This is a genomic window from Streptomyces sp. B93 (assembly GCF_018070565.1).
GTDB lineage: Bacteria > Actinomycetota > Actinomycetes > Streptomycetales > Streptomycetaceae > Streptomyces.
Window position 1 is genome coordinate 1 of sequence record NZ_JAGPXL010000075.1, and the last position, 19095, is coordinate 19095.

General features: G+C 71.8%; 21 protein-coding genes. 9 read left to right on the forward strand and 12 right to left on the reverse strand.

From position 1 onward, the window contains the following. Positions 1-30 precede the first annotated feature (30 nt). The gene (gene tuf, locus KBY47_RS34635; RefSeq protein ID WP_210928344.1) at positions 31-1200 is read right to left on the reverse strand and encodes an elongation factor Tu; all 1170 of its coding nucleotides are present in this window, start codon (positions 1198-1200) and stop codon (positions 31-33) included. A gap of 332 nt (positions 1201-1532) precedes the next feature. Here tuf and KBY47_RS34640 point away from each other — a divergent pair, with 332 nt between their 5' ends. After that, complete coding sequence (locus tag KBY47_RS34640; RefSeq protein ID WP_210928345.1) at positions 1533-2294, forward strand: TVP38/TMEM64 family protein; 762 nt, start codon at positions 1533-1535, stop codon at positions 2292-2294. 22 nt (positions 2295-2316) lie between these two features. Here the strand turns inward: KBY47_RS34640 and KBY47_RS34645 are convergent, their stop codons facing one another. Further along, positions 2317-3486, reverse strand: a complete 1170-nt coding sequence (locus tag KBY47_RS34645) for a thiolase family protein (protein ID WP_210928346.1) — start codon at positions 3484-3486, stop codon at positions 2317-2319. Positions 3487-3576: 90 nt separating this feature from the next. On the opposite strand from KBY47_RS34645, the gene KBY47_RS34650 reads away from it, so the two are divergent. The 4 genes from KBY47_RS34650 to KBY47_RS34665 all read left to right on the forward strand — a co-directional run bounded on the left by KBY47_RS34650 (position 3577) and on the right by KBY47_RS34665 (position 5979). Next, positions 3577-4047 carry a helix-turn-helix domain-containing protein gene (locus tag KBY47_RS34650; protein WP_210928347.1) on the forward strand — a complete coding sequence of 157 codons (471 nt, stop codon included), beginning with the start codon at positions 3577-3579 and terminating at the stop codon, positions 4045-4047. A gap of 171 nt (positions 4048-4218) precedes the next feature. Then, positions 4219-5094 carry an undecaprenyl-diphosphate phosphatase gene (locus tag KBY47_RS34655; RefSeq protein WP_210928348.1) on the forward strand — a complete coding sequence of 292 codons (876 nt, stop codon included), beginning with the start codon at positions 4219-4221 and terminating at the stop codon, positions 5092-5094. A gap of 89 nt (positions 5095-5183) precedes the next feature. Next, positions 5184-5378: a hypothetical protein gene (locus KBY47_RS34660; protein WP_210928351.1), complete on the forward strand. Its 195-nt coding sequence runs from the start codon at positions 5184-5186 to the stop codon at positions 5376-5378. 31 nt (positions 5379-5409) lie between these two features. Further along, on the forward strand, positions 5410-5979 hold the full coding sequence (locus tag KBY47_RS34665; RefSeq protein ID WP_210928353.1) for an AAA family ATPase: 570 nt from the start codon (positions 5410-5412) through the stop codon (positions 5977-5979). 24 nt (positions 5980-6003) lie between these two features. Here the strand turns inward: KBY47_RS34665 and KBY47_RS34670 are convergent, their stop codons facing one another. Continuing rightward, positions 6004-6744, reverse strand: a complete 741-nt coding sequence (locus KBY47_RS34670) for an SDR family NAD(P)-dependent oxidoreductase (RefSeq protein ID WP_210928356.1) — start codon at positions 6742-6744, stop codon at positions 6004-6006. An 89-nt stretch (positions 6745-6833) separates the two neighbouring features. On the opposite strand from KBY47_RS34670, the gene KBY47_RS34675 reads away from it, so the two are divergent. Further along, positions 6834-7316 carry a nuclear transport factor 2 family protein gene (locus KBY47_RS34675; RefSeq protein WP_210928359.1) on the forward strand — a complete coding sequence of 161 codons (483 nt, stop codon included), beginning with the start codon at positions 6834-6836 and terminating at the stop codon, positions 7314-7316. 68 nt (positions 7317-7384) lie between these two features. Continuing rightward, positions 7385-8983, forward strand: coding sequence for an apolipoprotein N-acyltransferase (gene lnt / locus KBY47_RS34680; RefSeq protein WP_210928362.1), 1599 nt, complete (start codon positions 7385-7387; stop codon positions 8981-8983). Here lnt and KBY47_RS34685 read toward each other — a convergent pair. Continuing rightward, positions 8898-9812 (reverse strand): Gfo/Idh/MocA family protein, encoded by a 915-nt coding sequence (locus KBY47_RS34685; protein WP_210928365.1) that lies wholly within the window; start codon positions 9810-9812, stop codon positions 8898-8900. The genes lnt and KBY47_RS34685 overlap by 86 nt on opposite strands. A gap of 12 nt (positions 9813-9824) precedes the next feature. Continuing rightward, positions 9825-11018 carry an FAD-dependent monooxygenase gene (locus KBY47_RS34690; protein WP_210928367.1) on the reverse strand — a complete coding sequence of 398 codons (1194 nt, stop codon included), beginning with the start codon at positions 11016-11018 and terminating at the stop codon, positions 9825-9827. Between the two features lie 107 nt (positions 11019-11125). Between KBY47_RS34690 and KBY47_RS34695 the strand changes: the two genes are divergently transcribed. Then, positions 11126-11773 carry a TetR/AcrR family transcriptional regulator gene (locus tag KBY47_RS34695; RefSeq protein WP_210928369.1) on the forward strand — a complete coding sequence of 216 codons (648 nt, stop codon included), beginning with the start codon at positions 11126-11128 and terminating at the stop codon, positions 11771-11773. A gap of 145 nt (positions 11774-11918) precedes the next feature. Next, entirely contained in the window at positions 11919-12428 is a 510-nt protein-coding gene (locus KBY47_RS34700; protein ID WP_210928371.1) for a hypothetical protein, read from the forward strand. Between the two features lie 52 nt (positions 12429-12480). Here KBY47_RS34700 and KBY47_RS34705 read toward each other — a convergent pair whose 3' ends face one another. The 7 genes from KBY47_RS34705 to KBY47_RS34735 all read right to left on the reverse strand — a co-directional run bounded on the left by KBY47_RS34705 (position 12481) and on the right by KBY47_RS34735 (position 18525). Continuing rightward, the gene (locus KBY47_RS34705) at positions 12481-12975 is read right to left on the reverse strand and encodes a tetratricopeptide repeat protein (RefSeq protein ID WP_210928373.1); all 495 of its coding nucleotides are present in this window, start codon (positions 12973-12975) and stop codon (positions 12481-12483) included. Positions 12976-13097: 122 nt separating this feature from the next. Then, a complete protein-coding gene (locus KBY47_RS34710; RefSeq protein ID WP_210928376.1) occupies positions 13098-13781 on the reverse strand; it encodes a uracil-DNA glycosylase in 684 nt (227 codons plus the stop codon). A gap of 92 nt (positions 13782-13873) precedes the next feature. Further along, complete coding sequence (locus tag KBY47_RS34715; RefSeq protein ID WP_210928378.1) at positions 13874-15493, reverse strand: ABC transporter substrate-binding protein; 1620 nt, start codon at positions 15491-15493, stop codon at positions 13874-13876. 223 nt (positions 15494-15716) lie between these two features. Next, positions 15717-16472: an SDR family oxidoreductase gene (locus KBY47_RS34720; protein WP_210928380.1), complete on the reverse strand. Its 756-nt coding sequence runs from the start codon at positions 16470-16472 to the stop codon at positions 15717-15719. A gap of 21 nt (positions 16473-16493) precedes the next feature. Then, a complete protein-coding gene (gene fabG / locus KBY47_RS34725; protein ID WP_210928383.1) occupies positions 16494-17255 on the reverse strand; it encodes a 3-oxoacyl-ACP reductase FabG in 762 nt (253 codons plus the stop codon). Positions 17256-17389: 134 nt separating this feature from the next. Then, positions 17390-17773, reverse strand: a complete 384-nt coding sequence (locus KBY47_RS34730) for a DUF3037 domain-containing protein (protein ID WP_210928385.1) — start codon at positions 17771-17773, stop codon at positions 17390-17392. Continuing rightward, positions 17770-18525, reverse strand: coding sequence for a HipA family kinase (locus KBY47_RS34735; protein WP_210928387.1), 756 nt, complete (start codon positions 18523-18525; stop codon positions 17770-17772). The genes KBY47_RS34730 and KBY47_RS34735 overlap by 4 nt, the downstream gene beginning before the upstream one ends. Positions 18526-19095 lie beyond the last annotated feature (570 nt).

The following is a 19095-nucleotide window of genomic DNA, read 5'->3' on the forward strand; positions in this document are numbered from 1 at the left end:
CGCCCCCCCCCCACGGGGGAGGCGGCGCCCTCAGAGCACCTCCGTGACGGTGCCCGCGCCGACGGTGCGACCGCCCTCGCGTATGGCGAAGCCGAGGCCGGGCTCCAGCGGGACCGGGCGGCCCAGCGCGACCGTCATCGTGACGGTGTCACCGGGCCGGGCGACCGCCGTGTCCCCGAGGTCGATGTCGCCGACCACGTCCGCGGTGCGGATGTAGAACTGCGGCCGGTACCCGGTGGCGACCGCCGTCGTACGGCCGCCCTCGCGGGCCGACAGCACGTACACCCGCGCCGTGAAGCGCTCCCGCGGCGCCACGCTGCCCGGCGCCGCCACCACGTGCCCGCGCCGGACCGCGTCCCGGGGGACACCGCGCAGCAGCAGCGCCACGTTGTCCCCGGCCTGCGCCTCGGCCATGGGCTTGCCGAAGGTCTCCAGACCGGTGACGACCGTCTCGACACCGGCGCCGAGCACCTCGACCCGGTCACCGACCCGCACCGTGCCGCGCTCGACGGCGCCGGTCACCACGGTGCCCCGGCCGGTGATGGTGAGCACGTTCTCCACCGGCAGCAGGAACGGCGCGTCCACGTACCGCTCCGGCATCGGCACGTAGGTGTCCACCGCGTCGAGCAGCGCCTCGACGGCCGCCGTCCACTTCGGGTCCCCTTCCAGGGCCTTCAGCCCGGAGACCCGTACGACGGGCGCGGTGTCACCGCCGTAGCCGTGCGCGGTGAGCAGTTCGCGGACCTCCAGCTCGACTAGGTCGGTGAGTTCCTCGTCCCCGGCGTCGGCCTTGTTCAGGGCGACGACGACGTGGTCGACGCCCACCTGCCGGGCCAGCAGCACGTGTTCGGCGGTCTGCGGCATGATCCCGTCGAGTGCGGAGACCACCAGGATCGCCCCGTCCAGCTGGGCGGCACCGGTGACCATGTTCTTCACGTAGTCGGCGTGGCCCGGCATGTCGACGTGCGCGTAGTGCCGGGTGTCGGTCTCGTACTCGACGTGCGCGATGTTGATGGTGATGCCGCGGGCGGCCTCCTCCGGGGCGCGGTCGATGCGGTCGAACGGCACGAAGGTGCCGGAGCCGCGCTCGGCGAGGACCTTGGTGATGGCGGCGGTCAGGGTGGTCTTGCCGTGGTCGACATGGCCCATCGTGCCGATGTTGAGATGCGGTTTGGTGCGGACGTAAGCCGTCTTGGACATGGCTGTACCTCGAAGTCACTGCGTCGGTAAGTGGGGACCCCGAGGACTCGCCGACCCTCCCCCTGCGGGGTCCGCCGGGCGATCCGGGGAGGGTCAGCTTCGGGCGCCGTCGACGGCTGTCAGGAAGACGGGAACGGCAGCCTTCGGAGCATCCGCGACCGCGGATGCCGCCAGGAGGAAGGCGTGCCGGAACATGACGTCGATCATCGCCGACGCGGGGCCGGGCGTCGAATGGTTTTCGCCCTGGCCGGAGGGCCGCCGTCCGCCCGACTGTGACAGTCGTGAGACGGACCATACGGCGATCACACACATCGGTCGATTACTGTCACGGGATGCTCGATGCCTCCACCCGCTCTGGCGGCACCACCATGGCCCCTCCCCCGGCCACCGTCGCGACCACCGCGGTCGCGCTGCCCCTCAGCCCCGCCGCGAGAGCGGTACGGGTGCTGATGTCCCCTTGGTCCCGTTTCTCCCTGCTGGTCGCGCTGCTCGTCGGGGCTGCCTCGGCGGTCCTGCTGTTCGAGCCGCAGCGGCTGCTGGCGCACGGCTGGCCGCCGCACCTCGGCGGTGCCGCGGCGGCGCTGGTGTTCGCGGTGGCGTACGGCCTGTGCACGGTGGCGTTCGTGCCGCGCCCCTTGCTGAACCTGGCCTCGGGCGCCTTGTTCGGCACCCAGCTGGGTCTGGGGGCGGCGGTGGCCGGTACCGTGCTGGGCGCCGGGCTCTCCTTCGTGCTGGGCCGCGTCCTCGGCCAGGACGCGCTCCGGCCGCTGCTGCGGGGCCGGTTGCTGAAGGCCGCGGACGGGCAGCTCAGCAAGCACGCGTTCCGTTCGATGCTGGCGGTGCGGCTGTTCCCTGGGGTGCCGTTCGCCGCGGCGAACTACTGCGCCGCCGTCTCCCGCATGAGCATCTGGCCGTTCCTGATCGCGACGGCGCTCGGCTCGATCCCGAACACCGCCGCGTACGCCGTCGCCGGCGCCCGCGCCTCCACGCCGACGTCCCCGGCGTTCCTGATCGCGATGGGCTGTATCGCCGTACCGGCGCTGGCGGGTGCGGTGGTGGGCTGGCGCAAGCGGCACCGGCTGCGCGGGCGCTGAGCCCTCGCCCCACGGCGGTCGCTCAGACGTTCTCGAGGATCATCGCGTTGGCCAGGCCGCCCGCCTCGCACATGGTCTGGAGGGCGTAGCGGGCGCCGCGCTGGTGCATGGCGTGCACCAGGGTGGTGGTCAGCCGGGTGCCGCTGGCGCCGAGCGGATGGCCGAGCGCGATGGCGCCGCCGTGCACGTTGACCTTGTCGAGATCGGCGCCGGTCTCCTGCTGCCAGGCCAGGACGACGCTGGAGAAGGCCTCGTTGACCTCGAAGAGGTCGATGTCGTCCAGGGTCAGGGCGGCCCTGCGCAGCACCTTCTCGGTCGCCGGGATGACGCCGGTGAGCATCAGCAGCGGGTCGGAGCCGGTGACGGCGAAGCTGTGCAGCCGGGCCAGCGGGCGCAGGCCCAGGCGGGCGGCGGTCTCGCCGGAGGTGATCAGCACGGCGGAGGCGCCGTCGTTGAGGGGGCTGGCGTTGCCCGCGGTGATGTTCCACTCGATCTGCGGGAAGCGCTCGGCGAAGCCCGGGTCGTGGTAGGCGGGCCGCAGACCGGCGAGGACCTCGACGGTGCTGCCCGGCCGTACGCATTCGTCGCGCGCGACCCCGTCCAGCGGCGCCACCTCGGCGTCGAAGAGTCCGGCGTCCCACGCGGCGGCGGCCTTGTGATGCGAGGCGACCGCGAAGGCGTCGAGGCGCTCACGCGTGAGGGACCACTTGGCGGCGATCAGTTCGGCGCTGATGCCCTGCGGGACCAGGCCGTCGGGGTAGCGCTCGGCGACGCCGGGGCCGAAGGGGTCGACACCGGGCGGCACGTTCGACCACATCGGCACCCGGCTCATCGACTCCACGCCGCAGGCGACGACCATGTCGTACGCCCCGGCGATGACGCCCTGGGCCGCGAAGTGGACGGCCTGCTGGGAGGAGCCGCACTGGCGGTCGACGGTGGTGGCGGGGACCGACTCGGGGAAGCCCGCCGACAGGGCGGCGTACCGGGTGGTGTTCATGGCCTGCTCGCCGACCTGGTCGACGGTGCCGCCGATGACGTCGTCGATGAGCGCGGGGTCCACGCCGGTGCGCTCGACGAGGGTGCGCAGGGTGTGGGCGAGGAGTTCGACGGGGTGGACGTGCGCGAGGGCGCCGCCCGGCCTGCCCTTGCCGATCGGGGTGCGTACGGCTTCGACGATCACTGCGTCTCGCATGTGCGGGCCCTCCACTACCGGTGAGTAGGAAATCCGAACTCACCATAGCGCGGAGGGTTGGAAAATCAAACCCTCACTAGACTGGGGCGCATGGCCGCCCGAAAAGACCCGCGCCCCTGCTCCGTCGCCGACACCCTGGCCCTCGTGGGCGAGAAGTACTCCCTGCTCGTCCTGCGCGAGGTGTGCCTCGGCAACGGACGCTTCGACCAGTTGGTGCGCAACATCGGCGCCCCGCGCGACATCCTCGCCACCCGGCTGCGCCGCCTCGTCGACGCCGGGATCCTGACCAAGCGCGTCTACAGCGAGCGCCCGCAGCGCTTCGAGTACCGGCCGACCCGCGCGGGCCTCGAACTGGAGCCCGTGCTGCTCACGCTGATGGCGTGGGGCGACCGCCATCTGCGCGGCGGAGAGGACCGGCCCATGGTGATCGAGCACATCTGCGGCAACGAACTCGTCCCGGCCGTCACCTGCACCGCCTGCGGCGAACCCGTGCGCCACGAGGAGCTGATCCCCCACCCGCAGTCCCCCGGCTGGACGGTGAAGGGCCCGACAGCGGCGTGAGCCCCGGCCCCGGGACGCCACCCTCCGGCCGTCGATCATCTTCCAAACCCCTGTGTCGGCCCCGTCATCCAAGGGCGCTACGCTGCCCTCCGGCACTCCCGAGCACCCCACCACGGGCGATCGGCGTGCCCGTCGCCCGTTTCTCGATCGGCACTTGGACTCCGTAACTTCATGTCTTGGTTCGAATCACTCATCCTCGGACTCGTCCAGGGGCTGACCGAGTTCCTCCCCGTGTCCTCCAGCGCCCACCTGCGGCTGACCGCGGCCTTCTCGGGCTGGGAGGACCCCGGCGCGGCCTTCACTGCGATCACCCAGATCGGCACCGAAGCGGCCGTCCTGATCTACTTCCGCAAGGACATCGGCCGCATCCTCGCCGCGTGGACGCGCTCGCTGCACGACAAGGCGTGGCGCAAGGACCACGACGCCCAGATGGGCTGGCTGGTGATCGTCGGGTCGATCCCGATCGGTGTGCTCGGTGTCACGCTGAAGGACCAGATCGTGGGCCCGTTCCGTGATCTGCGGATCACCGCCACCATGCTGATCGTGATCGGCATCGTCATCGGCGTCGCCGACCGGCTGGCGGCCCGCGACGAGACCGGCGGCCGGCACCGCGCCGCCCGGCCCCGCAAGGACCTGAAGGACCTCGGCGTCAAGGACGGCCTGATCTTCGGCCTGTGCCAGGCGGCGGCCCTGATCCCGGGCGTCTCCCGCTCCGGCGCGACGATCAGCGGCGGCCTGTTCATGGGCTACAAGCGCGAGGCGGCGGCCCGCTACTCCTTCCTCCTCGCCATCCCGGCCGTCCTCGCCTCCGGCCTGTTCGAGCTGAAGGACGCCATGGAGACCGGCCATGTCTCCTGGGGCCCGACCGTCTTCGCCACGGTGATCGCCTTCGTCAGCGGATACGCGGTGATCGCATGGTTCATGAAGTTCATCTCGACCAAGAGCTTCATGCCGTTCGTCTACTACCGCGTCGTCCTCGGCATCATCCTCGTCGCCCTGGTCACGTTCGGCGTGCTCAGCCCGGACGCGGGCGAACCGGCACACTGACGGCCCCCGCCCCGCACGTGGCCGACCTCATACGGTCTGCGTAGTGGGCCGGTGGCGCAGTGTCAGTGCTTGCCCCTAGGCTTGCCCGCATGTCCCCCGACTTCTTAACGCCCGGTGACGTGCCGCCCGGCGCCACGCGCTCCGCCGCCGAGGTCAACGAACAGATCCGCGCCCTGTGGCTGCGCGCGGGCGGCACCCTGTCCCCCCAGGAACGCACGGAGTACGAACTGCTGGTCGTGGAATGGGCAGCAGCCATCCGCGACGGCATCATCGAAGCGGCCTGAGGGTTCGCGGACCCGGGAGGGGGCAGGCGGCGTGCGGCATCTGACGGAGGTGCCGCCCAGGCGCGGCCTGGTCATCTTCCTCAACGGCACATCCAGCTCGGGCAAGTCCGCCATCGCCACCGAGCTGCTCCGCATCCTGGACGAGCCCTGCTTCCACATGGCCGTCGACTCCTTCCACGCGATGCGCTCGCGCACCCCCGTCCCGCCGGACCGGCTCGACACCGTGCTGCACCGCACCTGGCAGGGCTTCCATCGCGCCGTCGCCGGGATGGCCGCCGCGGGCAACGACGTCGTCGTGGACCATGTGCTCAGCGCTCCCTGGCGGCTCGACGACTGTCTGTCGCTGTTCGTGCCCGAGGACGTGGTCTTCGTCGGCGTGCACTGTCCCGAGGCCGAGGTGGAGCGCCGTGAGCGGGCCCGCGGAGACCGCCCGCCCGGGCTCGCCGCCCGTCAGCTCCGGCAGGTCCACGCGCACGGCCTGTACGACATCGAGTGCGACACCGGCGTCCTCGACGCGCCGGAGTGTGCCCGTCGGATCAAGGAGTTCCTGTCGGACCGGCCGGCCCCGACGGCGTTCCAGAAGCTGCGCCCGGCACCCTGAGCCGAGCGGACACGCACCGCGCGCTCACAGCCCGCCCGCCACCCGCAGTACCGCCCCCGTCGTGTACGACGCGTCCGGGGACATCAGCCAGGCGACGGCCGCGGCGATGTCGTCGGGGTGGCCGGGGCGGCGGAGCGGGACTCGTCGGGCGACCTGGCGGGCCCGGTCGGGGGCGCCCATCGTGGCGTGGATGTCGGTGTCGGTGGTTCCCGGGGCGACCGCGTTGACACGGACGCCGTCCGGGCCCAGTTCCTTGGCCAGGCCCATGGTCAGGGCGTCCACGGCGGCCTTGGTGGCGGCGTAGTGGACGTACTCGCCGGGGCTGCCGAGCGTCGCTGCGGCCGAGGAGATGTTCACGATCGCTCCCCCGCCCCTGGGGGCCATCAGCTGGGCCGCCCGGCGCGCGCACAGCAGCACGCCCAGCACGTTGACTTCGAGGACCCGGCGCAGCACCGCGGTGTCGGTGTCGGCGAGGCGTCCCAGCGGCCCGGTCACCCCGGCGTTGTTCACCAGCCCGGTGACCGGCCCGAGCCGCTCCTCGGCGGTGGCGAAGAGACGCTCCACCTCGGCCTCGTCCGAGGTGTCCACCCGTACGACGACACAACTCGCGCCCGCCTTGCGCACCTCGTCGGCCACCGCCTCGGCGGCCTCGGCGGCATGGACGTACCCGATGGCCAGATCGTGCCCGTCCGCCGCGAGGCGTCGGCAGACCGCGGCGCCGATGCCCCGGCTGCCGCCGGTGACGACCGTGACAGGACGCGTCATGAGTTCCTCCAGTGCTACGGGCCGAAGTCGATCAGCTTAGGGCCGCACGCCCCCTTGGCGGGACCGCCCCCGTGCCCAACACTGAGCCGATGACGCAGCGTGTGGAGCTGGCCACCGTGATGGACCGGCTGGCCGTGGACGACTTGATCACCGACTATGCGGGGGCGGTGGACGACGGCGACTGGGAGGCGTACCGACGGCTGTTCGCGCCGGAGGGGCGGGCCGACTACCGCTCGGCCGGGGGTATCGAGGGGGACGCCGGGCAGGTCGCCGCGTGGCTCGCGGAGAGCATGCGGGTGTTCCCGGTGCGGCAGCATCTGATCGTCAACCGCCGGGTGACCTTCGGCCTCCTGGAGCGCGACACCGGCGACACCGCACGGGTCCGGGCCGACTACGTCAACCCGATGCGGTTCGCCGCGGACGGCGACTCCCCCGCCCCCGACTTCGTGTGCGGCGGCCGCTACGCCTTCGGGCTGCTGCGGACGGCCGAGGGCTGGCGGCTGCGCGAGGTGACCGTCCAGGAGAAATGGCGGCGTCTGCCCGACCGGCCCGGCACCGGTGTGATCAACTGACCGGGCGCCTTCTGGTTTGAGATCGTCCCCGGCGCGCACACTGGACCCACCGGGTAGGGAGGCGCCGTATGAAGTGGTCCGGTCAGTGGCTCGCCTCCCCGTGGCGGCGCTCGGTGATCGCCGTGGCGGTGGGGGCGCTGCCGATGCTGGCCTTCCCGGCGCCCTCCTGGTGGTGGTTCGCCTGGGTCGCGCTGGTGCCCTGGCTGCTGCTGCTCCGCACCGCCCCGACCGGCAGGCGGGCGCTGTACGACGGCTGGTGCGGCGGCTTCGGCTTCATGCTGGCCGTGCACCACTGGCTGCTGCCCAACCTGCATGTGTTCACCTTCGTCATCGCGGCGCTCCTCGGCGCGCTGTGGGCACCCTGGGGCTGGCTCGTGCGCCGGTTCCTCGGCGGGGCGCCCGGCGCACGCCGGACCGCGGCGGCGCTGCTGGTGCTCCCGTCGGGCTGGCTGGCGGTGGAACTGGTCCGCTCCTGGGAGGGGCTGGGCGGCCCGTGGGGCATGCTCGGCGCCAGCCAGTGGCAGCAGGAAGCAGCGCTGCGGCTGGCCTCGGTGGGCGGGGTGTGGCTGCTGAGCTTCCTGGTGGTGACCGTGAACGTGGCGGTCTCGGTGCTGGTCCGGGCCGGCCTGCGGAGGTTCGCTTCCCCCACGCCCGCCCTGGCCGCCGTGGCCGCCCTCGTCCTCACCTCCGTCGCCACCACGGCCGCCCATGTCTGGTCCCCCCGCCCCGGCACCGACGACCGCGTACGCGTCGCCGTCGTCCAGCCGGGCGTCATCAGCGGCCCCGCCAGCGCCGACCGCAGGTTCGACCGCGAGGAACGACTGACCCGCGGCCTCGTCGGACAGGACGTCGACCTGATCGTCTGGGGTGAGAGCAGTGTCGGCTTCGACCTCGGTGACCGGCCCGACCTGACCAGGCGGCTGGCCGCCCTCTCCCGTGAGACGGGCGCCGAGATCCTGGTGAACGTGGACGCCCGCCGCTCCGACCGGCCCGGCATCTACAAGAGTTCGGTGCTGGTCGGCCCGGACGGCCGCACCGGCGACCGCTACGACAAGATGCGGCTGGTGCCGTTCGGCGAGTACGTCCCGGCCCGCTCCGTGCTCGGCTGGGCGACCTCGGTCGGCGAGGCGGCGGCCGAGGACCGCAGGCGCGGCACCGAGCAGGTCGTGATGACCGTCGGCGACGGCCTGCGCATCGGCCCGATGGTGTGCTTCGAGTCGGCGTTCCCGGACCTCAGCCGTGCCCTCGCCCGCGACGGCGCCGACGTGCTGATCGCCCAGTCCGCGACCTCCACCTTCCAGCAGAGCTGGGCGCCCGCCCAGCACGCCTCGCTCGCCGCGCTGCGCGCCGCTGAGACCGGCCGCTCGATGGTGCACACCACCCTGACCGGCGTCTCCGCGGTGTACGACCCGAGCGGGCACCGCGTCGGCTCCTGGCTGGGCACGGACGAGAGCGCCGCGCGGGTGTACGAGGTGCCGCTGGCCGACGGTGTCACGCCGTACGCGCGGCTCGGCGCCTGGCCGGTGTACGCGGCGCTGCTGGTGCTCGTCGGGTACGGGCTGGCCGAGGGGACGCGGCGGGTCAGGCGGCCTGGGCGGCGCGCTCCTGGACCGCCCGCACCACCCGCTCGCACAGTTCGTGAGTCGCCAGCGCGTCCCGCGCGCTGAGCGTCTTCCCGGCCCGTACGGCGTCCAGGAAGGCCAGCGCCACCTGCTCGATGCCGCGCTGCCGGGCCACCGGCACCCAGTCCCCGCGCCGCCGTACGGTCGGCTGCCCCTTGTGGTCGACGACCTCGGCGATGTTGAGCACCTGCCGCTTGGTGTCCTGCCCGGACACCTCGAGGATCTCCTCCGTGGAGCCGCTGAGCCGGTTCATCACGCCGAGCGCGGTGAAGCCGTCCCCGGCGAGCTGGAGCACGACGTGGTGCAGCAGGCCGCCCTCGGTGCGGGCGCGCACGGTCACGTCGTCGACCGGGCCGGGGACCAGGAAGCGGAGGGTGTCCACGACGTGGATGAAGTCGTCGAGGACCATCGTGCGCGGCTCCTCCGGGAGGCCGACGCGGTTCTTCTGCATCACGATCAGCTCGCGCGGGTGCTCGGCGCACTGCGCGTACGCGGGCGCGTACCTCCGGTTGAAGCCGACGGCGAGCCCGACCCCGCGCTGCTCGGCGAGCGTCACCAGCCGCTCGGATTCGGCTAGTTCATAGGCGAGCGGCTTGTCGACGTAAGTCGGTATGCCCGCCTCCAGCAGCCGGGTCACGATCACCGGGTGCGCTTCGGTGGGCGCGTGCACGAAGGCGGCGTCGAGGCCCACGGCGAGGAGTGAGTCGAGGTCGGCGTGGCGCTGCGGGGCGGGCAGGTGGAGGCCGTCGGCGACACGGGTGAGCGTGGCGGGGGTGCGGGTCTGGAGGTGCAGTTCCACCCCGGGCTGGACGCCGAGGACCGGCAGGTACGCCTTCTGCGCGATGTCGCCGAGTCCGATGCAGCCGACCTTCACGGGGTGTCTCCTCTACCGCTTGCCTGTTCCTGCCTTTCCGGCAGCATACGGGCGCTGCGGTGGCCGCCAGTCGGCGATCCCGTCGAAGCCGCGCAGGAAGAGCGTGGGTGCCGCCTTGGACAGGGCGGCGATCACCGTGTCGCGTACGGCGGTCCCCGCGCGGTTGCTCATCATGTTCAGCCGCGCGACCTTCACGGCCTGGCGCGTGATGGCCGTCGTACGCGGCAGCCGGGCCGCGGTGTAGGCGGGCAGGTCGCGGGCGTGGTGGGCGACGACGACCGCGTCCTCCACGGCCTGGTTTCCGCCCTGCCCGAGGGTCGGGGGCATGGCGTGCGCGGCGTCGCCGAGGAGGGCGACCCGGCCGCGGTGGAAGGCGGGCAGGGGCTCGGCGATGTGGTGGACGTCGTGGCGCAGCACGTCCTCGGGGCGGGCGGCGGCGAGCACGGCGGGGACCGGGTCGTGCCAGTCTCCGAAGCGTCGGACCAGTTCGGCTCGCTCGTCGTCGGGCGCGTGTCCCCCGGCCGGGGTGACGGCGGCGGCGTAGGCGTAGACCCGGCCGTCCTTGAGGGGGTGCGTCCCCCAGATGCAGCCGCGGCCCCAGGTCTCGTGGGGTGCGAAGGCCACCCCGGGCACGGGGATGACGACCCGCCAGGTGGTGAAGCCGGAGTAGACGGTTCCGGGGTGGCCGGGGAAGAGGGTGCGGCGTACGGCGGAGTGGATGCCGTCGGCGGCCACGACCAGGTCGGCCTCCCACTCGGCGTCCGGTGTGCGCAGCCGTGCCGGGCGTCCGGTGGGGTCGCCGGGGTCGTCGAGGGTGGCGGCGGCGGCCGTGCGGACTGCCCCCTCGGGGAGGCGGGCGGCGAGGCCGTCGATCAGGGTGGCGCGGTGCAGCAGCACCAGGGGGCCGCCGAAGCGCTCGGCCACCGCGTCGGCGCTGGACCGCGAGAGCCAGCGCCCGCGGGGTGTACGTACTCCTCCCCCGCCGCCCTGCCAGGCGGCGAGGCCGCGGATCTCGTCGCCGAGTCCGATGACGTCGAGGGCGCGCAGGGCGTTCGGCGAGAGGGAGATGGCGGCGCCGACGGGTTCCAGTGAGGGGGCGCGTTCCAGGACGGTGACCTGCCAGCCGCTCTGGTGCAGGGCGACGGCGGCGGTGAGGCCACCGATGCCGCCCCCGACGACGACGGCGCGTGCGGACGCCTGTGCCATGGTTCCTCCTCGTGCCCTGCCCGCTCACTACATCCGTAGTGAGCCCTTGCGGCGGACTGTACTACAGCCGTAGTCGAGCGGGAAGGTGGCCCGGTAGGTTGAGCGCCATGCCCGTTCACCCTTCGAGCGCCCCGCATGCCTCGAGCGCACCGCACGCCTCCCGCTCGGACCTCGTCGCCGACACCGCCCTCACCCTGCTCGCGGAGCGCGGGATGCGCGGACTCACCCACCGGGCGGTCGACGAGGCGGCCGGACTCCCCCAGGGCTCGACCTCCAACGTGGCCCGCACCCGGCAGGCACTGCTCGAACTGACGTTGCGGCGGCACGCCGAGCGGGAGGCGCGGGTGCTCGCGCTGCACGAGATGCCGGACCCCGGGCGCGGGCTCGACTCCCTCGCCGACGCGATGGCCCTGGCGGTGCACCGCTCCCTCACCGACCACCGCGAACTGCTCGTCGCCCGCTACGAACTCGCCCTGGAGGCCACCCGGCGACCGGAGCTGCGCGCGTTCTACGACGCCGAGGGCGCCGTCTTCCGCGACCGGCTCACCGCCCTGGTCACCGCCCTGGGCTCCGCCTCCCCGGCCCGGCACGTCCTGTCGCTGGTCGCCTGGGCGGACGGGGTGATGTTCAGCTGCGCTGCGGGCTCCTTCAACGCCGACCCGCCGACCCTGGAGGACCTGCGGGCGGGGCTGCGGGAACTCCTCGCCGGGATGTTCGGCGACGGGGCGGCACCGGCAGACACCGGCACGGGCTGACGTCGGCACCGGCTGGGCTCGGCACCGGCTGACGTCAGCCTCGCGCCCCACGAGCCCTCCCTACCGGGGACGGAGATCACCCGTGTGGGGTAACCCGTGCTTGTCCGCCGTGCCCCGGGTGGGACGAGCCAGCATTGTTGCGCGGGTGCATCGAACGACGACCACCACAGCGTTCCTGGTCACCGTGGCCGTCGCGGCCCTCTCGGGCTGTACGACGGTCCAGCACCCCTCCGCGCCGGGCCCGCCCCGGACGCCGTCCGTACCCCCGGCACAGCACCCGGAGCCCGGGACCGAACCGCAGATCGTGCAGGCCCCGGCGCGTGAGGCGCTGGAGCTGATCAGCCCTTCCCCGGGCCCCGACCCGACCCCGCCTGCGCCGCGCCGCCCGTCGGCCACACCACCGGCACCGATCGCCAAGCCACCCGAGCGGCACCCCGTACGGCACGAGCCACGCGCCGAACGCCCCCCGCGGTCCGCCGCCCCCTCGGACCGCCTGGCCTCCCGCCCGCCCCTGCTCCCCCAGCCCTCGGCCCCGGGCCTGTCCGCCGCCCTCGGCGAGGGCACCGACGTCTGCGCACTCGGCAGGAAGTACGGCGGCTGGCACCCCGACAGCCCGGAGTCACTGACCTGCGAACAGGTGCACGGCAACCGGTGACCTGATCGCCGAGGGCACGGTGGTCTGAGGGGCCCGCCCCGCACCCCGAGACTCAACGCCCACCCTCGGCCCCGTCCTCCCCCAGCCGCAGCTCCAGTCGGCCGATCGCCGCCCGTACGCCGTTGCCGTAGCCGTCGTCGGCGAGGGTGGCCGAGGCGCGGCGGGCCCGTCTCAGATGGGTGCGGGCGGCCTCCGCGCGGCCGAGCTTCACATAGTCGGCGGCCAGGTTCAGATGCAGGGACGGGTAGAGCGCCCGCACCGCCACGTTGCCGTCGTGGCGGGCGGGCCGGTCGTCGGTCAGCTCCTCCGCCGCGGTCAACGCCCGCAGGTCCCAGGCCAGTTCGTCGGCCGGGTCGTCCTGGGTGTCGGCCATGTAGTGGGCGAGGGTGCAACGGTGCAGCGGGTCGCCGTCCTCGCCGATCTCCGCCCACAGCGCCAGGAAGCGCTGCCGGGCCTCCTCCCGGTCCCCCGCGTGATGCAGCATCACGACCTGCCCGATCCGCGTCATCACGGCATCCGGCGCCACCTGCTCCTGCCGCTCCGTCATCGCACCCTCCGCACACTCGCCGAGCCCCGTCCACCCGACGCTAGCTCCAGGCACCGACAATCCCGGCGAGGCGCATCCGAGGGCCGGTCCGGCACCGGACCGGCCCCGGGGCGTACCGGTCGTCAGCCCAGGTTGGGGATGCGCCAGTCGATGGGCTCGTGCCCCTGAGCGGCGACCGCCGTGTTGATCTGCGTGAACGGCTGGGAGCCGAAGAACTTCTTCGCCGACAGCGGCGAGGGGTGGGCGCCCTTCACCACCACGTGCCGGGTCTCGTCGATCAGGGGGAGCTTCTTCTGCGCGTAGTTCCCCCAGAGCACGAACACCGCCGGGTCGGGCCGGTCGGCCACCGCGCGGATCACCGCGTCGGTGAACTTCTCCCAGCCCTTGCCCTTGTGCGAGTTGGCCTCACCGGCGCGAACGGTGAGCACCGCGTTGAGCAGCAGCACGCCCTGCTGGGCCCACGGCATCAGATAGCCGTTGTCCGGGACGGGCAGGCCCAGCTCGGACTGCATCTCCTTGTAGATGTTGCGCAGCGAGGGCGGCGTCTTCACACCGGGCCGCACCGAGAAGCACAGGCCGTGGCCCTGGCCCTCGCCGTGGTACGGGTCCTGGCCGAGGATCAGGACCTTCACCCGCTCGTACGGCGTCGCGTCGAGCGCGGCGAAGACCTCCTCGCGCGGCGGGTAGACGGGACCCTTCGCCCGCTCCTCCTCGACGAACTCCGTCAGCTCCTTGAAGTAGGGCTTGTGCAGCTCGTCGCCCAGAACCCCGTGCCAGGACTCGGGCAGCATGGCGATGTCGGTCACGTCAACTTCCTCACGGTGTGCGGTCACTTGCAGGCTTCAGAACCTACCGGCGACCACTGACAATCGCCTCCGCCACCCGGGGATCCGCCGTATCACCAGCTGGTCTTGCGGGACAGCTCCCACAGCATCATGATCGTCGACGGGTCGAGCGCCCGCTCACCGCCCGAGATCTCCTCGCTGGCGGCCATGAACTGCTTGCCCTGCCACAGCGGCAGCAGCCGCGCGTCGTTGACGAGGATCTGCTGGGCCTCCTCGAAGTCCTTGGCGACCTGCGCCCGGTCGCTCTCCTGGCGGGAGCGGGGCAGCAGTTCCTCGGTGATCTCGTTGGCGGGGTACGGCGTGCCGAGCGCGTTCTCCTCGCCGACGAACGGGGCGATGAAGTTCTCGGCGTCGGGGAAGTCGGGGAACCAGCCACGCCCGAACACCGGGTACTCGCCCTTCTGGTACCCCTCGACGTAGGTCTTCCAGGGGCGGCTCTTCAGCGTGATCTCGAACAGGCCGGTGGCCTCCAGCTGCCGCTTCAGCTCCTGGAACTGGGTGGCGGTCTCGGAGCCGTACCGGTCCGAGGTGTACCAGAAGGTGAGCGGCACCGGTTCGGTGATGCCCGCCTCGGTGAGGATCTCGCGGGCCTTGTCGGCGTCGGGATCGCCGTAGCTGTCGAAGAAGCCGGTGGTGTGCCCGGTCAGCCCCTTGGGGACCATGGAGTACAGCGGGTCCACGGTGTCCTTGTAGATCTTGTGCGCGATCGACGCCCGGTCGACGACCTGGGCGATCGCCTTGCGCACGGCGGGCCTGGCCGCCCACGGGTCCTTGGGGTTGAACACCAGGTAGCTGATGTCGGTGCCGGCGTTCTCGACCAGCTGGAGACCGGAGTCGTTGTTGCGCTTCTGGAGTTCGACGATGTCGTCGGAGGCGAGACCGCGGTAGGTGATGTCGATCTGCTTGTCCTTGAGCGCCTTGACCATGGTGCCCGAGTCGTCGAAGTAGCGGATGGTCACCGCGTTGTTGCGTCGCTCGGCGTAGCCCTTGTACTGGTCGTTGCGGACGAGTACGGCCTCGTCGCCCTCCTTGTACGACTGGAGCGCGTACGGTCCGGAGCCGTTGACGCCGGTGCCCTCGAGGAGCGCGTCGGCCGGGTACTTGTCCGGGTCGACGATGGACATGGCGGGGGTGGCGAGCACGAACGGGAAGGTCGCGTCGGCCGTCTTGAGGTGGAAGACGACCTCGCGGTCGCCGCGCGCCTGCACCCGCTCCAGGCTGCCCAGCAGTCCGGACGGGCCACCGGGCACCTTGATGGCCATGATCCGGTCGATGGAGTGCTTCACGGCCTGCGCGTCGAGCGGGGAACCGTCCGCGAACTTCAGCCCTTCGCGCAGCTCACAGCGGTAGGCCTGGTTGGAGGTGTCCGTGAAGCCGCAGCTCTCGGCGGCGTCGGGCTGGGGCGTGGTCGCGCCGTTGGGGTAGCTCAGCAGCGTCTGGTAGACGTTCCGGAACAGTTCCCAGGAGCCGTCCCAGGAGGCGGCGGGGTCCAGGGTGCTGGGCGCGCTGGTGGTGCCCACGACGATGGGTCCCGCGTCGGAGTTGTCGTCGGAGAAAAGACTGCACCCCGCCACCAAGGATATGGACGCCACCGCAGCCAGTTGCTGCAAGCATCGATTCCTGTTGAACACGCGCACGCTCCTCGATCTGCCATACCAAGGGTCGGCAGACATTACCGCAGCCTTTTGGGCCGTTGGGCCATGCTTGTGCACGCTTCTTGATCAACCCGTGTCATGACTACGTTGTCAGACACCGATGAGCTGCACATCCGTGAATGGCAGCTGTTTGTTACACCGAACCGGGAGGCCGAACGGGCGCCGCTTTCCGTCGGCCGGGACCCGGGCAGGGGTTCCGGCCGGGCGGAGAACGACGCCCGCGGCCAAGACGATCCGGTGCTCAGTGGACCCCGGCGTTGAGGAAGATCCCGCCGTCCACGACGAGCGTCTGGCCGGTGACCCAGTCGGACTGCTCGGAGGTGAGGAACGCGACGGCGCCGCCGATGTCGGAGGGGACACCGAGCCGCTGAAGCGGATATGCCGCGGCGGCCTCCGTCTCACGGCCTTCATAGAGGGCCTGCGCGAATTTCGTTTTGATCACAGCCGGAGCGACCGCATTGACACGAACCTTCGGCGCGAATTCATGGGCGAGTTGCACGGTCAGATTGATCATCGCGGCCTTGCTGACGCCATAGGCGCCGATGAACGGCGAGGGGGAGAGTCCCGCGACGGAGGCGATATTCACGATCGCACCGCCGTTCTCCCGCTGCCAGGCCTTCCAGGTCTGCTGGGCGAAGCCGAGCGCCGAGATCACATTGGTCTCGAACACCTTGCGCGCGACATTCAGGTCCAGCTCGGCGATCGGCCCGAACACCGGATTCGTACCGGCGTTGTTGACCAGGTAGTCCACCCGGCCGAAGGCCTCCATGGTGCGCTCCACGGCGATGGCCTGGTGGGCCTCGTCGTGCGCCTTGCCCGCGACGCCGACCGCACGGTCGGAGCCGAGCTGGTCGACGGCCTCCTTCAGGGCGTCCTCGTTGCGGCCCGTGATGCAGACCCGGTCACCGCGCGCGATGAGGGCCTCGGCGACGCCGTAGCCGATGCCGCGGCTGCCACCCGTGATGAGGGCGACCTTGCCCGAAAGCTCCACAGTCATGTTCTCGCTCCTGCTCCGGGTCTAGTTGAGCGGTCCGCCGGCGACGTACATCACCTGTCCGGAGACGAACCCGGCGTCGTCGCCGGTGAAGAAGGCGATCGCGTTGGCGATGTCCTCGGGGCGGCCCACGCGCTGCACCGGGATCTGGGTGGCGGCGGCGGCCTGGAACTCCTCGAAGCCCATGCCGACGCGCTCGGCGGTGGCCTTGGTCATCTCGGTGACGATGAAGCCGGGGGCGACGGAGTTGGCGGTGACGCCGAACTTGCCCAGCTCCTTGGCGAGGGTCTTGGTGAAGCCCTGGAGACCGGCCTTGGCGGCGGAGTAGTTGACCTGGCCGCGGTTGCCGAGGGCGGAGGACGAGGAGAGGTTGACGATCCGGCCGAAGCCCGCGTCGACCATGTGCTTCTGACAGGCCTTGGCCATCAGGAAAGCGCCGCGCAGATGGACGTTCATGACCGTGTCCCAGTCGGAGGCGCTCATCTTGAACAGCAGGTTGTCACGGAGCACGCCCGCGTTGTTGACGAGGATCACCGGCGCGCCCAGTTCCTCGGCGATCCGGGCGACGGCCGCCTCGACCTGGGCCTCGTCGGAGACGTCACAGCCGACCGCGATGGCCCTGCCGCCCGCCCCGGTGATCTGCTCGACGGTGTCCTTGCAGGCGGCCTCGTCGAGATCGATCACGGCGACGGCCCGGCCCTCGGCGGCCAGGCGTACGGCGGTGGCGGCGCCGATTCCGCGCGCTCCGCCGGTGACTACGGCGACCCGCTGGTCAGTGCTGGACATGGCTGCTTCTCCTCGTCCTCGGGATGCGGCTCCGCGGTCAGCCCATCGGTGAGCGACCGCTTAGTACCTTCAGCAGACGAGACGCTAGAAGCCCTGGCACCCGGTGTCAACGGCTCACCGGGCCGTGTGATCCATTACCTCACCAACAGGTGCAGCAGCCGCTCCGCCTCGGCCGCCGGATCGGCGGTGAGCCCGGTGTGCACCGGCCCCGGCTGCACGATCGTGGAGCGGGGCGCGATCAGCCAGCGGAAGCGCCGCCCGGCGTCGTCCGGCGCCGCCTGCCCCGCCGCCGGGCCGCCCGCGCAGACGCCCTCCACGGCACCCAGCGCGGCCCGGACCCCGGCCAGGTCCACCGCCGGGTCCAGGGCCAGCAGCCGCGCCTCGTCCAGATGGGTGCGCGCACCGACGTAGGCCTTGGCGCGGCAGTACACCAGCACCCCGGCGTTGACGCACTCGCCGCGTTCGATCCGCGGTACGACCCTCAGCAGCGCGTACTCGAAGACGTGCCGGTCGTTCACTTGATCCCCTGGATGCGCTCGTGGATGTCGGCGGCCCGGGCGAGCAGCGGTTCGGCGTAGGCCCGCCGCAGGTCGTCGGGGGTCTCGAAGCCGGGCTCGTCCGCCAGCCAGACGTCGGGGACCCGGGCGGTGACCTCGGCGAGGAGGTCGGCGGTGACCCGGGGGGCGAGGTCGGCGGCAGCGGCGGCGACGTCCGGCGCGAAGCGCTTCAGGGCGTGGTCGGAGGCGTCGTAGGGGCGGGCGGCGGAGCCTTGCGCGCCGGGCCAGTTGTGCTGCCAGATCATGGTGGCGCCGTGGTCGATCAGCCACAGTTCGCCGTGCCACATCAGCAGGTTGGGGTTGCGCCAGGACCGGTCGACGTTGCCCACCAGCGCGTCGAACCAGACGATGCGGCCCGCCTCGCGCGGGTCCACCGCGAAGGCGAGCGGATCGAAGCCGAGCGCCCCGGACAGGAACTCCATGCCGAGGTTGGTGCCGCCGCTGGCCTTGAGCAGTTCCTGCACCTCCGGGTCGGGCTCGCCGAGTCCCAGCACCGGGTCGAGTCCGACCGTCACCAGCCGGGGCACACGCAGGCCCAGCGCCCGGGCGAGTTCCCCGCAGACGACCTCCGCGACCAGCGTCTTGCGCCCCTGTCCGGCGCCGGTGAACTTCATGACGTACGTACCGAGATCATCACCCTCGACGAGCCCCGGCAACGAGCCGCCTTCCCGCAGAGGCGTGATGTACCGGGTCGCGGCGACCTCTTTCAACACTTTTCCAGGCCATCCATCTCGTCAACCATGTGATCCACGGCCGGCTTCGGAGGGGCGTCGCAGTCCGTCAAGGGCGGTCCACCCTTGCTGCCGGCCTCCGGCATGAAGTGAGCATCATAACCGAGGGTGATCGCGGTCGAGGGGTACCCAGGCCGCCGCGACCCGTCCGCGGAGCGGGCACCGGGCCCTCCGCCACCTCCGGTTGGCTGAGCGGGGAGGGTGGCCGGAGTGAGCTTTTGACAGAACTCGCACCGCCGTTCCCACCGCGTGGAGATCATTCCTGACTGCGTGCATGGTGCAGTCATATGGTCCTCCGGGCACTCCGAAGCGATGCCACTTCGCCGACCTGATCGGCTGAAGCGTCCTGGGTCTTCTCGTTACTTCACGGCGCGGCCGATGAGTTTGCGGCTCCCGGCCGGTCCAAGGTGGTGACATCTGAGGAAAGGAATCTCAATGATCGTGTCAAGCCGTCTGCGTGAGCGGCGGGGCGGAGGTGAACAGCCTCTTGTCACGCAGCATCGCCCACAGCACGTCGACCCGGCGACGGGCAAGCGACAGCAGAGCCTGGGT

Bases quoted from the DNA above. Each gene is read 5' to 3' on its own strand.
- tuf (WP_210928344.1), bottom strand. From the start codon at position 1,200: ATGTCCAAGACGGCTTACGTCCGCACCAAACCGCATCTCAACATCGGC.
- KBY47_RS34640 (WP_210928345.1), top strand. From the start codon at position 1,533: ATGCTCGATGCCTCCACCCGCTCTGGCGGCACCACCATGGCCCCTCCC.
- KBY47_RS34645 (WP_210928346.1), bottom strand. From the start codon at position 3,486: ATGCGAGACGCAGTGATCGTCGAAGCCGTACGCACCCCGATCGGCAAG.
- KBY47_RS34650 (WP_210928347.1), top strand. From the start codon at position 3,577: ATGGCCGCCCGAAAAGACCCGCGCCCCTGCTCCGTCGCCGACACCCTG.
- KBY47_RS34655 (WP_210928348.1), top strand. From the start codon at position 4,219: ATGTCTTGGTTCGAATCACTCATCCTCGGACTCGTCCAGGGGCTGACC.
- KBY47_RS34660 (WP_210928351.1), top strand. From the start codon at position 5,184: ATGTCCCCCGACTTCTTAACGCCCGGTGACGTGCCGCCCGGCGCCACG.
- KBY47_RS34670 (WP_210928356.1), bottom strand. From the start codon at position 6,744: ATGACGCGTCCTGTCACGGTCGTCACCGGCGGCAGCCGGGGCATCGGC.
- KBY47_RS34675 (WP_210928359.1), top strand. From the start codon at position 6,834: ATGACGCAGCGTGTGGAGCTGGCCACCGTGATGGACCGGCTGGCCGTG.
- lnt (WP_210928362.1), top strand. From the start codon at position 7,385: ATGAAGTGGTCCGGTCAGTGGCTCGCCTCCCCGTGGCGGCGCTCGGTG.
- KBY47_RS34690 (WP_210928367.1), bottom strand. From the start codon at position 11,018: ATGGCACAGGCGTCCGCACGCGCCGTCGTCGTCGGGGGCGGCATCGGT.
- KBY47_RS34695 (WP_210928369.1), top strand. From the start codon at position 11,126: ATGCCCGTTCACCCTTCGAGCGCCCCGCATGCCTCGAGCGCACCGCAC.
- KBY47_RS34705 (WP_210928373.1), bottom strand. From the start codon at position 12,975: ATGACGGAGCGGCAGGAGCAGGTGGCGCCGGATGCCGTGATGACGCGG.
- KBY47_RS34715 (WP_210928378.1), bottom strand. From the start codon at position 15,493: ATGTCTGCCGACCCTTGGTATGGCAGATCGAGGAGCGTGCGCGTGTTC.
- KBY47_RS34720 (WP_210928380.1), bottom strand. From the start codon at position 16,472: ATGACTGTGGAGCTTTCGGGCAAGGTCGCCCTCATCACGGGTGGCAGC.
- fabG (WP_210928383.1), bottom strand. From the start codon at position 17,255: ATGTCCAGCACTGACCAGCGGGTCGCCGTAGTCACCGGCGGAGCGCGC.